Here is a 12903-nt window from a genome sequence, read left to right as displayed (position 1 = left end):
AAGGGGAGGTTGGGAGGGGTTGTCGTCTGAACGGGGATGCCAGCCTTTCTGTCGCCGCGGTGAAAGCACGGTCCTCTTTTGACGCCCCCCACCCCCGCTCCTATACTCGCCCGATGATAGAAACCGACAAGCTCCAGCCCGGCCGCCTCGTCTCGCCCGGCGCCGCCACGCCGCAGGAAGACGCCATCGAGCGCGCGCTGTTGTTCAGCGCCCCAGGTTTCGACCCCATGCTCCGTAAGATGCTCAGTGCCATGTTCGAGAAATTCAGTGGAGACCCGGTCGGCTTCGACAACCTAGCAGCAGCAATAGGCGAAGTACCTGACACTTTCCAAGACTTCCCTGAACTCCGATCTCTTCGAAAGCTGATCCGCATACGACAAAGCGTGCCCAACGTTTGTCATCGCCTGTCAGCGCGGCACCAATTCGTTTTTGTCTGATGAGTCGCGAATAGCATGCACGTATCTGTGCTTCATTCCACGCTATCGGAACGCGATCTTCTTGGCTACGTGTTCACTCACTATTCGCTGGCCAAGGATGACTATTTCCGCTGTTTCTTCGTGGAGAAAGGTTGCAACGACACTTACCTGATAAAGGGAGAGAACAATCGATTCATATTGCGGGTGTACCACGCAGAGTGGAGAACTCCTTCTCAAGTTGCCTTCGAAATGGAGGCATTGCAGTGGTTACTTGTGCAAGGTGCAAGTGTGTCGCAGCCCATCAAAAGGCGTGATGGCGCTCTGTTAGGCGTCATAGGTGCTCCCGAGGGGGAACGGATTGTGGTGATGTTTTCCTATGCGGAAGGGGCTCCTGCCGAGTTCGGCGCCCTTGAAAGGGAAGAATGCGTCTCCTATGGTCGTGCCCTTGCAGACCTGCACAATCGAGCCAGAGGATTTTTGGCAGTGAGCCCAAGGTTTTCTCTTGACGAAGAGCATCTGATTACCAACCCATTGCGGCTCATCGAGCCGCATTTGCGTGACAGAGTGAAAGACTGGAAATTTTTGCTGGAGTTTGCCGATTTGCTCAAGGCGCGGATCGGCGAGTTGGACCAAGAGGGGCTTACCAAAGGGCTGTGTCACGGAGATGCGCATGGAGGCAATGCGCACCGCGATCAAAGCGAAACTGTGACATTTTTCGATTTTGATTGTTGTGGTATGGGTTGGCTTGCCTACGACATTGCAGTTTTTTTATGGGCAGCACGTATCAAGGAGAAGCATCTCCAACGCTCTGGTGAATTCTTGAGCGGTTATGAGAGCGTGCGACGGATCAGCAGTACTGAAAAAGCCGCACTACCTGTGTTGATCGCGATGCGTGATATCTGGATAACGGGAACGACCATTTCTAATGGCGGTAAGAATGGACATCGTTGGGTAATGAATAGCCGTTACTTCGATATCCACATGACGAGATGGCAATACATGCGCGACGAATGTTTCCCGATTAGCAGCGTCTGAAGCCGGCGGTTCGCGGTTCCGAGAGACTTTTCGCCCCCGCTGCGCGTCCGCCTTCATAGGCTTTGATCGCGCTTTGACGCCCCCCACCCCCGCTCCTATACTCGCCCGATGATAGAAACCGACAAGCTTCAGCCCGGCCGCCTCGTCTCGCCCGGCGCCGCCACGCCGCAGGAAGACGCCATCGAGCGCGCCCTGCGCCCCAAGCGCCTGGCCGACTATGTCGGCCAGCAGAAGATCCGCGAACAGCTCGAAATCTTCATCCACGCGACCAAGAACCGTAATGAGGCGCTCGACCACGTGCTGCTGTTCGGCCCACCCGGCCTCGGCAAGACCACGCTCGCCAACATCATCGCGGCAGAACTTGGCGTGAACCTGCGCCAGACTTCCGGCCCCGTGCTTGAACGCGCGGGCGACCTCGCTGCATTGCTGACGAACCTCGAAGCGCACGACGTGCTCTTCATCGACGAGATCCATCGCCTTTCGCCCGTCGTCGAAGAAATCCTCTACCCCGCGCTCGAAGACTTCCAGATCGACATCATGATCGGCGAAGGCCCGGCCGCGCGCTCGGTCAAGCTCGACCTGCCGCCCTTCACCCTGATTGGCGCCACCACGCGCGCCGGCATGCTCACCAATCCGCTGCGCGACCGCTTCGGCATCAACGCCCGGCTGGAGTTCTATACGCCGCAGGAACTCGCGCTGATCGTCAGCCGCTCCGCGCGCCTGCTCGAAGTGGGCATCGACGACGAAGGCGCATTCGAAATCGCGCGCCGCTCACGCGGCACGCCGCGCATCGCCAACCGCCTGCTGCGTCGCTGCCGCGACTACGCCGAAGTGAAAGCCGACGGCCGCATCACCAAGCCCGTTGCCGACGCGGCGCTGTCCATGCTCGACGTCGACCATCTCGGCCTCGACCTCATGGATCGCAAGATGCTCGGCGCCATGCTCGAAAAATTCAACGGCGGCCCCGTCGGCCTCGACAATCTCGCCGCCGCCATCGGCGAAGCACCCGACACCATCGAAGACGTGCTCGAACCCTATCTCATCCAGCAGGGCTACCTGCAGCGCACCCCGCGCGGGCGTGTGGCGACACCGGCGATCTGGCGACACTTCGGCTTGCTGCCGCCGCGCGCCGACAACGATCTGTTCGGGGCCTGAGCGTGCAGCGTTTCCTCCGATCGCTCTCGCGCACTTTTCTCGCGGGCAGTCTGGCTTCCTTGCCGCTTGTGCTGACCGTTGTGCTGCTGGGGTGGGCTGTCGGCCTCGCTCGCAGCCTTGTGGGGCCCGGCAGCCTGATAGGTCGATTGCTGTCGGGCATCGGCGTCCAGATCGTTGACGTGGAGAACCCCGTCGTCACCTATGCCGTGGGTATCGCCATCCTGCTCATCGGGGTGCTGTTGCTGGGCCTCGTGGTGCAGACAAGCCTGCGCCAGACCTTCACGCAGCTCGTCGACCGCACGGTGCGGCGCATCCCGCTGATCGGCACCCTGTATGACGCGACCAATCACTTCGTCGGCATGTTCGACCGCGACAACAAGGCGGACGTGCGCGCCATGGCGCCGGTCTGGTGTTTCTTCGGTGGCGAAGGCAACACTGCCGTTCTCGCGCTCATGCCGAATCCGAAGCCGATCCGCCTCGGCGAGCACGACTATCTGACTGTCCTCGTGCCGACCGCACCTGTGCCCGTGGGCGGCGGCCTGCTGTTCGTACGCGCGGACTGGGTGCGCCCGGCAGAGATCAGCGTCGAGACGCTGACCAGCGTTTACCTCTCGATGGGGCTGACATCACCGGTCAGCAAGTAGGGCGGAACGCCGCAGGCGGTTCCGCCGCGAGTCGGGCCCGATCCGGTTTCGCCGGGGGGCGTGGCGGATCGCCGCTGGCATCCGCCCTGCGAGATTCCGGGGTACGCGGTGGCATATTGTCAGCGCGTGGGGGTGAGTTGCCTCCATGCTTTGAACCACCCCACGCTCTGCGGCGCTGTTAAGTAACGAAGAGAGAGAACTGTGTCAGCACGATGGATTGAGAGGTATAGCAATGGAGAGGAGCTTGCGGTCTGGCAAGAGCTTCACTCGCTTGACCCGGTTCCCCGAGGCTCCGCCCTGCAAGCTGAAGCCCAAAAAGTGGTGGACGAGACCATGCGCAGGGCGAGGCACAACATCGCGTTGCTGATCGCTCGCCTGAACAGCGCAGGCTATGAATTTGTGGACACCAATTCAGGCAGTCATGCTCGCAACACACCACATGTGCCTCCGAGCAAGGATGCGCCCGCTCACATTGAGTTTCTGGAAGCCTTGGTCGGGCCTTTGCCGCTGACCATCGCCAGCTGGATCCTCAATGTCGGTGATGTGAATCTTCTCGGCAATCATCCGGCCTGGCCAGAGCGCGACATGCAGACGGATGCGCTGGTTGTTGAGTTCGAGCTGAGTGCATACGAAGATCGATATCCTGACCAATCAGCACGAGACTACTTTGAGGAAGAGTTCCGGAACTGGAGCGAGAACGTTGCTGAATACGGTCTCGATGACGTCGGACGCTTTGCACTCCCGTTTGCGCCAGACGCGTTCCACAAGATCAATGTGAGTGGCGGGGAGGCATACGGCATCTACCTGCCCGATGGAAGCGTGGACGCTATGTCCAGGATTGACGGACGTGATGTGCGCTTCGTCAATTATCTGCGTGAGTGCTTTGCCTGCGGCGGATTTCCGGGTGCGCGGTCCTTGCCCGGGATACCTGAACTTGCGCAGGGACTTCTCCCAATCTAGCGCGCATGATGGGTTCGCGAAGCAACTCACTTCTTTCCGGGAACAACCGATAGTGGGTTGAGCTGTGTGCTGATGAACTCCCCTGCAACCGCCTCGCCATCCATGTTCAAGCTACTCAAATCCCTCATTCAACCGACCACCAAAGACTCCGCCGCCGTAGACCTGATCGCGGTTACTGCACACACGCATCTCGAAGCCCCAGGCGTCACCCACTTCGATGTTGCCGCCGCGATGCGCTTGGAGAACAGCTTGCCCGTCATGGATTGGGCCGCAGCCGAGCGCTGGGTGGAGAGCGTGGCGGATGCCGATGCACAGGCGCGGGCCTGGGCGGATTGCGAGCTGGCCTGGCTGTCGCATCTGCGTGACGCTCTGGGTGGTAGCTACCAGTTGCGCAGGCAGGGTTCGGCGCTCCTGCTGTCGTCGCTGGAGCCGAATGTGGCGGCGGCGACGCTGGCCTTCGTGATCCGCACGGTGCAGCGCATCGTGCGCGTGCTCGACGGGGTGGCGGAGTCGCCGGCCTGGGGGCATGACATCCTCATCGTGTTCGATGACCAGGAGTCGTACTACCGCTATGTGGCGCAGGCCTACCCGGAGGCGGGTGAGTTTGCGGCGAGCAGCGGCATGTACATCCATGCGGGCTGCGGGCATTTCGTGACGGTGAAGGATGATCTGCAGACCATCGAGCCGGTGATTGCGCATGAGCTGACGCATGCCTGCCTCGGACACTTGCCGATTCCGGCCTGGCTCAACGAGGGGCTGGCGGTGAATACGGAGAACCGGCTGTGCCCGTCACCGCATGGCATGCCGGACGCACGCCGGCAGCATGCGCGCCATCTGGCGTTCTGGGGCGAAGCGGAGATCCAGCAGTTCTGGTCCGGCAAGTCCTTCCTGCGCAATGATGAGGGCAACGAGCTGTCGTATGACCTCGCACGCATTCTGGTGTCGCATTTCGCGGCCGATTGGGAGCGTTTTCGAGGTTTTGCGCGCGCGGCAAACCTTGCCGATGCGGGCGCTGCTGCGGCGCACGAGCACCTGGGCATGGATCTGGGTGAGGCGGTGTGTGCGGTGCTGGAGCGTGAGGCGGACGTGGCTTGGGCGCCTCGTGCAGAGATGTGGAACAGCGAGCCGGAGCGCGGAGCGTTCTGATGCGTGAAGAGCTGCCTGACTCGATACCCGGCATGCAGAGGATTTCTTCGCTGTCGCTGGAAAAGCACGAGGGGCCATACGGGAAATGGCCGCGGCAAACCCGGCTGTATGTGGATGGGCGAGACACGCAGAGGACTGTGGCGGGCTATGTGATCGAGGCGCAGTACCGTTGCGCGGCGGGGTATCTGCTGGTGCTCTCGCAGGACTGCCTGTTCGAGGAGTCCTGTGATTGCGTGCTGCTCGATGCGCAGTTCAATACCCTCGCCGAGACTGGCCTGGGGGCAATGTATTGCTCCTTCCTTCTGGATACGCATTGGCCGATCTCTGCGACGTGTTTGCGTCTGCATTTCTACGGCGATTATTTTTATGACCTGCATATCGAGACCGCCATGCCCTTCTGCATGCCGGTGGCGCGGTCTCTGATGGACAGGGTGTGGTGCAGGTTGCGCGGAGGTGTTGATGCGGCATCGCGCAATGCGTCTGAACCAGGGATTCCGAGTGGGCCCGCATGGCGTCTGAGGCTGTCGCCGTTTGATGATTACCGGAACGACCCGTTCTGCATGGCGGCCATTCAGGATCAGGAGGCCAGACTGGAGAAGATCCGGGAGGCAGATCCGCAGGATTCCGGTGGGGCGTAGCGGCTCCGTACCAGACGCATCATGTATTCCCCGCTCTTGCTTCGTAAGGCCACGGTTGCCGATCTTGATCTCATCATGGAGATGGAGCGTGCCGGGTTTGCCGCGGGCGACAGCGAGGCGCGCGAGGTGTATGCGCATCGCATCGCGCACTTCCCGCAGGGATCGTTGATGGCGATGTGTGGTGATCGTGTCGCAGGCTGTCTGTTTGCCGAGATCTGGGCAGACGAAGCCGCGCTTGTGGCAGCGGATTTTGCGCTGGGCCACGACATCCGCGCACGGCATGTGCCGACGGGAAGGGTTCTGTACATTGCGTCGATGACGCTGATGCCGGCGTTTCGCGGGCGCGGGCTGGGCGGTGAGCTGTTGGAGTCTGGCATCGCGCACATCATGACGAGGCATCCGCAACTGCGCGAGGCGCTACTGCTGGTCAATGAGACCTGGACATTCGCGCGCAGGATTTACACGGCCGCAGGCTTCACCGAATGTGGGCGGCTGCCGGGCTTCTTCCAGCCAGATGCTCACACGGCACAGGATGGCATCGTGATGCGCCGCCTGCGTTGAGATCGGCCCCCGGATGCTTGCCGTTCGCGGCCGCGCGTCAGAGGTCTGGCGGTGCGCTGCGCCGGCGCAAGCCCAGCACACCAAGCCCACCCAGCAGCAGCATCCAGGCCTGCGGCTCGGGCACGGCGGCGATGGTGGTGTTGATCCAGTCCGCATAGGCCGGCACGTAGGTGGCGCCGCCGATCGAGCCGAAGGACGAGGCGTTGAGCGAGTAATAGCTGCTGCAGCTGCCGGCGGAGACTGCTGCGCAGGTCTGTCCATGATAGGAACCGATGCCGTAGAGCAGCCATTGGCCGCCGGACTGTACGAACATGGGGCTGCCGGAGTCCCCGCTGCCGTACTGTGCTTCGGCGGGTGAGGAAATGGTGCCGGCGAAGGCGTTCTTGCCACCACCGTCGAAATCGAACTCGACGATCTCGGTCGTGCCGGTATAGCCGGCAGTGCCGACGCTGTTGCCGTCGGCATACAGGTGATCGATGCGGTTGCTGCCGATGGTACGCGTGCCATAGGTGCCACTGACCTCGCCCGTTCCGCCGTTGCCGATGTTGCCGAAACCGACCATGGTGACCAGGGTGTTGGTGGTGGCTGTGCCGCTGAACAGGTCGAAGCCTGTGGCGCCGGCGGGCGCGGCGCCAGCGAGTTTGATCAGGGCGATGTCGTTGTTGAAGCGGCCTCCGCTATCGGTGCTCCAGTTGAAGCCGTCGACGTAGATCGCTTCAGCGGCGACCGAGGTCAGTACGCCATTGATCGAGAAGGTGACGTTGAGGCTCGACGGGTTGTTGATGGCACCGTAGGCCACGTGACCTGCCGTGAGGATGTAGCCGGAGCTGAGCAGCACACCCGAGGCGCCATTGACTTCGACGACGCCAGTCCAGGACGAAGTTGTGTCAGCCCCAGAGCCGCCAACAATGGCGTGACTGGCGGGCGCGCCCAGACCGAGCGTCAGGCCGAGTGCGCAAGCGGCCAGAGCGTGGGGCATGTGTTGTCGTTTCATCGTGCTCTCTCTCGTGTGGCCTGGGGCATGCGCGGGAGGGTACATGGCTTGAATTGCAGGTATCAACCTGCAGGGTGTAAATGTTCTTCAAGCGCGGAGACTGGTCCGGCGCATGCCGCGCGCATGGTGTGGGACGCTGCGTGTCAGTAGCGGTTGCGCGCCTCTTTGGCTTCGCGTCGCAGCAGGCGAAGCTGGGCGAGGACGGCCGGCACGTAGTACTGCGTCTCGGCATAGGGCGGGATGCGGCGGCCGTGCTTCATGACGGCGCCCTCGCCGGCGTTGAAGCCCGCGAGGGCGAGCTGGACGTCGTTGTCGAAGGTGTCGAGCAGCCAGGCGAGGTAGCGGGCTCCGCCGTGGAGGTTTTGCTGCACGTCGTAGGCGTTGCGCACACCAAAGCGCTGCGCGGTCTGCGGCATGAGCTGGGTGAGGCCCATGGCGCCCTTGGGTGAACGTGCCTTGGGGTTGTAGCGGCTTTCGACGGCGATCAGTGCGGCGAGCAAGGCCGGTTCGATGCGGTGGGCGTTTGCGGCTGTCTCGATGTGCGGCATCAGCCAGTCGGGGGGGCGGCGCAGCACGTCAAACTGGCGTGTCTGCTCGATACCCTTGGGCCCATTGGGGTCGCGCCAGTAGAGGCGTGCGCGCGGGTCGTCCTTGCGGTCGGTGAAGTGCGTGGTGCCGTGCTCATCGACGAAGGTGTAGATGTTGCCGGCGCGTGTGAGCGGGCTGCCGATGAGCAGCGCGCCGGCCAGCAGCAGGCAAGCAAGCGGGGGCGTTCGCGCGGGCAATAGGTTTTTCATGGGGCGCATTAGACCGTTAACGGTCATAGGGCGGGGAAGTTTGCATCAGCCGCCGTACGGCGTTCGTGACAAGCATCATGGGCTGTTACTCCCGATCAGTCCCGGCTTCTGGCGTCCTTCGTCTGACGGATGCAGAACCTTGCTCCAGCGTTTCATCAGAGCGCTCACAGCCATGGACGCACGGTTTCCCACACCAGCTTGGCGAGCAGGCTGACGGCGAGGATGAGGAATAGACGGCGGATCCACTGGTTGCCACCCTTCATGGCCAGGCGCGCGCCCAGCATGGCGCCGGCAATGCTGGCGATGCCCATGGGGATGGCGTAGTGATAGAAGACCATGCCGGTGGGGATGAGGAATGCCAGCGCGGCGAGGTTGGTGCCGAAGTTGACGACCTTGGCGCAGGCGGTGGCGCGGAGGAAGTCGAAGTGGAAGCAGCGCACGAACAGGAACAACAGGAAGCTGCCGGTGCCGGGGCCGATGAAACCGTCGTAGAAGCCGATGGCAAAGCCCAGCAGTAGCCCGCGTCGCAGTTCGACGGGCGTGATCTCGCGGTATTCGTCTTGCTGGCCGAAAGCGGGGCGGAACCAGGTGTAGGCGAGCATGACGGCGAGCACGACGATGACGATAGGCCGCATCCAGCTGCCGGGCACCAGGCTCATGAGGCTGACGCCGGCCAGGGCGCCGATGAAGGCGGCCGCAGCGGCGCGCCACAGCAGCTTCCAGGGCAGGTCCATGCGCAGGGCGTAGTGCCGCATCGAAGTGGCGTGGCCGAAGATGGAGGCCAGCTTGTCGGTGCCCATCAGCTGTGCCGGCAAGGCGGTGGGCAGGATGGCGTAGAGGCCGGGCACGAGGATCAGGCCGCCGCCGCCGACCGCTGCGTTGATGGCGCCGGCAATGAAGGCGATGGGAAGCAGGATGAGCAGTTCGGTAGGCATGGGGTGGTGCAGCGCAGGTCGGTCCGGGCGGACCGTTGGGGCGTGGGGAGTCGGAGGGACTAGCCTGTCGATTTTATCGGTTATGGCCTCTCCCGGCGGGCGCTATCATCCCTGCATGCACTCACTGATCGCGCGTTTTGACCGCCCCTGGATCTTGCTGTTGCTGACCGTGCTGTTCTGGTCGGGCAACTGGGTGGTAGGCCGGGGTTTCCGTGGCGAGGTGCCGCCTGTGGCGCTCGCTTTCTGGCGCTGGGTGATTGCCTTCGTATGCGTGCTGCCGCTGGCCTGGCCGCATCGCGCCCAGCTGTTGCCGGCCTGGCGGTCGCACTGGGGTGTGCTCTGTCTGTTGGGTCTGCTGGGTATTGCGGGGTACAACACGCTGGCCTATCTGGGTTTGCAGACCACGACGGCGACCAACGGGGTGTTGCTCAACTCCTTCATTCCCATCGTCATCATCGGCTTGTCCTGGGCTTTTCTGGGCAAGCGGCTGCGCGGGAGCGAGGCCGCCGGGGTCGCCCTGTCGCTGGCGGGGGTCCTCATCATCGTTGCGCACGGCGAGCCAGCCAGGCTGCTGGATCTGGTCGTCAATCCCGGTGACCTGTGGGTCATGGCGGCCGTACTGGCCTGGGCGGGCTATACGGTGCTGCTGCAGTTCCGTCCTGCCGGTCTGCATCCAGCGGCCTTGCTGGTCAGCCTGACAGCGGTTGGCCTCGTCTGCCTGTTGCCTTTCTATGTGCTGGAGATCGCGAGCGGACGTCTGATTCATCTGTCGGCCGCGTCCCTGGCCGGCATTGCCTACACCGGCATCTTTCCCGGCTTCCTCGGTTACGTGTTCTGGAACCGGGCTGTGGCGCAGGTCGGCGGCACGGTGGCCGGCCTGTACATCCATGTGATGCCGGTCGCCACGCCCTTGTTGTCGGCCCTGTTCCTCGGCGAAGCGCCCCGGCTCTATCACTTTGCCGGCATGGCCCTGATCCTCGGGGGCATCTTCGTAGCGACGCGCCGGATTCAAGCCCGCTAGCATTTCCGTCGTAAAAGGTGGATGGCCGAACTCCACAAACTTCAAGCAGACCAGCTCATGCTCGGCGAGCCCTTGCCTTGGGACGTGCTCGACATGGGCGGTACCTTGCTGTTGCGCAAGGGCTATGTGCTGCGCAATGAAGAGCAGCGCGAGGAGTTGCTGGAGCGCGGCATGTACGTCGATGCGGCCGAATACCGCGCGCACGAAAACCGCAAGCGCGTGGCGGTGTACGACCCCATGTACCTCATGGAGGCCGTGCAGGCGCGCCTGGCCTGGCTGCTCGAAGCAAAGCCCTGTGATGGCAGCTTCGTCGCCGAGGTGAAACAGCTGAGCGAGCAGGTCAGCCAGCTTGCGCAGCGCAGCCCCGATCTGGCGATTGCGGCGATGCAGATCCTCGAACACCGCAACTATCCGATTGCCCACAGCATGCACACAGCCGTGCTGGCCTGCCTGCTGGCTCGCCGCGCTGGCTGGGACGACGACAAGCGTGAGACGGCGCTGTGTGCCGCGCTGACCATGAACATCGCCATGGCCGAGCTGCAACTGACCCTGCGCAACCAGCGCGAGGCACCGACAGCCGAGCAGCGTGCGCGCATCAACGAGCACCCGGCCGAAGGGGCCAAGGCGTTGATGGTCTGCCGAGTCGATGACAACGAGTGGCTGCGTGCCGTGCTCGAACACCACGAGCTGCCGGAAGGCACGGGCTACCCGCGCCGCGTGAAGAACCCCAGCGACATCGCCCTGCTCATCAACGCTTGCGACATCTTTGCCGCCAAGCTGAGCCCGCGCGCCTATCGCAAGCCGGTGGTGGGTAGCGAGGCGACCAAGATCCTGTTCACCAAGCTGGGCCAGAACCCGGCCAACCCCTGGCCCGGCATGCTGGTCAAAGAGGTTGGCATCTACCCGCCCGGTACCCTGGTCAAGCTCGTCAATGGCGAGATCGGCGTCGTGTACATGCGTGGCGCGACCGCCAAGTCACCGCTGGTGATGGGCCTCATCAACAGCAAGGGCATGCCCTTTCTCGAACCGGTGCAGCGCAAGACCGATGAACCGGGCTTCGGCGTGGCCGCCGTGATGCCGCTCGACAAGGCGCTGGTCGGGCTCAACTTCGAGCAGATCTGGCACAAGCGGACCCGCAACGCTCAGGCTGCGTAGTCGACGATCAGCGGTGCGTGATCTGAAAAGCGTTGATCCTTGTAGACGCTGCAGGCCTTCACCTTGGCTGCGATGCCCGGTGTGGCGAGCTGGTAGTCGAGCCGCCACCCCACGTTGTTGGCCCAGGCCTGACCGCGGTTCGACCACCAGGTGTAGCTCTCGCCCGTCGTTTCCGGATGCAGCTTGCGATACACATCGACCCAGCCCAGTTCGTTCTGCACACGCGTCATCCAGGCACGTTCCTCGGGCAGGAAGCCGGAGTTCTTCTGGTTGCTCTTCCAGTTCTTGAGGTCGATCTCGTGGTGCGCGATATTCCAGTCCGCGCAGACGATGACTTCGCGTCCGCTGGCGTGCAGGGCGGCGAGGCGCGGGTAGAACAAGTCCATGAAACGGAACTTGGCTTGCTGGCGCTCTTCGCCACTAGACCCTGAGGGCATGTACAGGGACACGACGGTCAGTTTCTTGCCACCGTGCTCGAAATCGGTCTGGATGTAACGGCCTTCTGCATCGAACTCGGCGTTATCAATACCGCGCGAGATGTTGCCGGGCTGGCGCACGTAGAGCGCCACGCCGCTGTAGCCGCGCTTCTCGGCACAGAAGAAGTGGCCCGTGTAACCGGCCGGATTGAGCATGTCCGCAGTCAGGTCGGCCTCCTGCGCCTTGACCTCCTGCAGGCAGACCACATCGGCGTTCTGGGCCGGTAGCCACTCGAAGAAACCCTTGCTGGCGGCCGAGCGGATGCCGTTGAGGTTGGCAGTGATGACGCGTAACATCGGGCAATTCCATCAGAAAGATTGATCGTGCATTTTAGTCGTGAGTTTCTGGGCCTGGCGGTCCGCAAAGGTGTGCTGCGTTTCGGCGAGTTCAAGACCAAGGCGGGTCGCCTGTCACCCTATTTCTTCAACAGTGCGTTGTTTGATGACGGTGAATCCTTTGGCGAACTCTGTGGTTACTACGCCCGAGCCATCCGCGACAGTGGTTTGGCGGTCGACACCCTGTTCGGGCCGGCTTACAAAGGCATCCCGCTCGTCGCTGGCACGGCCATGCAGCTTGCTGCACAAGGTGTCAATCTGCCATTCTGTTTCAACCGCAAGGAAGCCAAGGACCACGGCGAAGGCGGCACCCTCGTTGGCGCACCCCTCAAGGGCCGCGTACTGGTGCTCGACGACGTGATTTCCGCAGGGACCTCGGTGCGTGAATCAGTCGAGATCATCCGCGCGGCAGGCGCCGAGCTGGCAGGCGTCGTGATCGCGCTGGACCGCATGGAACGCGGCACCGGCGACAAGAGCGCCGTGCAGGAAGTGCGCGACTCTTTCGGTGTACCGGTTGTGGCTGTGGCCAGCCTCACCGACTTGTTGGGATTCCTGGCTGACAGTCCGCAGATGGCGGTGCAACTGGAAGCCGTGCAGCGTTACCGCGACACTTACGGTGTTGCCTGAGAGAGAA

At 62.8% G+C, this 12903-nt stretch carries 15 protein-coding genes; 11 read left to right on the top strand and 4 right to left on the bottom strand.

Annotated elements, in window-relative coordinates; all coding sequences use genetic code 11:
* The first annotated feature begins 113 nt into the window (after positions 1-113).
* The 8 genes from ABEA02_RS20170 to ABEA02_RS11030 all read left to right on the top strand — a co-directional run bounded on the left by ABEA02_RS20170 (position 114) and on the right by ABEA02_RS11030 (position 6555).
* Complete coding sequence (locus ABEA02_RS20170) at positions 114-437, top strand: hypothetical protein (protein WP_425584676.1); 324 nt, start codon at positions 114-116, stop codon at positions 435-437.
* Between the two features lie 15 nt (positions 438-452).
* Positions 453-1451 (top strand): phosphotransferase enzyme family protein, encoded by a 999-nt coding sequence (locus ABEA02_RS11060; RefSeq protein WP_345533010.1) that lies wholly within the window; start codon positions 453-455, stop codon positions 1449-1451.
* A 108-nt stretch (positions 1452-1559) separates the two neighbouring features.
* Positions 1560-2606, top strand: coding sequence for a Holliday junction branch migration DNA helicase RuvB (ruvB, locus tag ABEA02_RS11055; RefSeq protein WP_345533009.1), 1047 nt, complete (start codon positions 1560-1562; stop codon positions 2604-2606).
* Positions 2607-2608: 2 nt separating this feature from the next.
* Positions 2609-3250 carry a DUF502 domain-containing protein gene (locus ABEA02_RS11050; RefSeq protein ID WP_345533008.1) on the top strand — a complete coding sequence of 214 codons (642 nt, stop codon included), beginning with the start codon at positions 2609-2611 and terminating at the stop codon, positions 3248-3250.
* Between the two features lie 318 nt (positions 3251-3568).
* Positions 3569-4210, top strand: a complete 642-nt coding sequence (locus tag ABEA02_RS11045) for a hypothetical protein (RefSeq protein ID WP_345533006.1) — start codon at positions 3569-3571, stop codon at positions 4208-4210.
* 72 nt (positions 4211-4282) lie between these two features.
* Positions 4283-5356, top strand: coding sequence for a hypothetical protein (locus ABEA02_RS11040; protein WP_345533005.1), 1074 nt, complete (start codon positions 4283-4285; stop codon positions 5354-5356).
* A complete protein-coding gene (locus tag ABEA02_RS11035) occupies positions 5356-5994 on the top strand; it encodes a hypothetical protein (RefSeq protein ID WP_345533004.1) in 639 nt (212 codons plus the stop codon). The genes ABEA02_RS11040 and ABEA02_RS11035 overlap by 1 nt, the downstream gene beginning before the upstream one ends.
* Positions 5995-6015: 21 nt before the next feature.
* Positions 6016-6555, top strand: coding sequence for a GNAT family N-acetyltransferase (locus tag ABEA02_RS11030; protein WP_345533003.1), 540 nt, complete (start codon positions 6016-6018; stop codon positions 6553-6555).
* 37 nt (positions 6556-6592) lie between these two features.
* Here ABEA02_RS11030 and ABEA02_RS11025 read toward each other — a convergent pair whose 3' ends face one another.
* The 3 genes from ABEA02_RS11025 to ABEA02_RS11015 form a co-directional block, all read right to left on the bottom strand.
* The gene (locus ABEA02_RS11025; protein ID WP_345533002.1) at positions 6593-7549 is read right to left on the bottom strand and encodes a trypsin-like serine protease; all 957 of its coding nucleotides are present in this window, start codon (positions 7547-7549) and stop codon (positions 6593-6595) included.
* Positions 7550-7692: 143 nt separating this feature from the next.
* The gene (locus tag ABEA02_RS11020; RefSeq protein WP_345533001.1) at positions 7693-8346 is read right to left on the bottom strand and encodes a lytic transglycosylase domain-containing protein; all 654 of its coding nucleotides are present in this window, start codon (positions 8344-8346) and stop codon (positions 7693-7695) included.
* Between the two features lie 164 nt (positions 8347-8510).
* The gene (locus tag ABEA02_RS11015; RefSeq protein ID WP_345532999.1) at positions 8511-9281 is read right to left on the bottom strand and encodes a sulfite exporter TauE/SafE family protein; all 771 of its coding nucleotides are present in this window, start codon (positions 9279-9281) and stop codon (positions 8511-8513) included.
* A 115-nt stretch (positions 9282-9396) separates the two neighbouring features.
* Between ABEA02_RS11015 and ABEA02_RS11010 the strand changes: the two genes are divergently transcribed.
* Together ABEA02_RS11010 and ABEA02_RS11005 are read left to right on the top strand one after the other, a co-directional pair.
* Entirely contained in the window at positions 9397-10302 is a 906-nt protein-coding gene (locus ABEA02_RS11010) for a DMT family transporter (RefSeq protein WP_345532998.1), read from the top strand.
* Positions 10303-10323: 21 nt separating this feature from the next.
* Positions 10324-11457, top strand: a complete 1134-nt coding sequence (locus ABEA02_RS11005) for an HD-GYP domain-containing protein (RefSeq protein WP_345532997.1) — start codon at positions 10324-10326, stop codon at positions 11455-11457.
* Here ABEA02_RS11005 and ABEA02_RS11000 read toward each other — a convergent pair.
* Positions 11445-12230, bottom strand: a complete 786-nt coding sequence (locus ABEA02_RS11000; RefSeq protein ID WP_345532996.1) for an exodeoxyribonuclease III — start codon at positions 12228-12230, stop codon at positions 11445-11447. The genes ABEA02_RS11005 and ABEA02_RS11000 overlap by 13 nt on opposite strands.
* A 27-nt stretch (positions 12231-12257) precedes the next feature.
* Between ABEA02_RS11000 and pyrE the strand changes: the two genes are divergently transcribed.
* The gene (pyrE, locus tag ABEA02_RS10995; RefSeq protein WP_425584675.1) at positions 12258-12896 is read left to right on the top strand and encodes an orotate phosphoribosyltransferase; all 639 of its coding nucleotides are present in this window, start codon (positions 12258-12260) and stop codon (positions 12894-12896) included.
* Positions 12897-12903 lie beyond the last annotated feature (7 nt).

Origin of the sequence: Viridibacterium curvum (assembly GCF_039544165.1) — a bacterium.
GTDB classification, from domain to species: domain Bacteria; phylum Pseudomonadota; class Gammaproteobacteria; order Burkholderiales; family Rhodocyclaceae; genus Viridibacterium; species Viridibacterium curvum.
The sequence above is the reverse complement of the archived record's forward strand: the minus strand, read 5'-3'. Positions and strand labels throughout refer to the sequence as shown.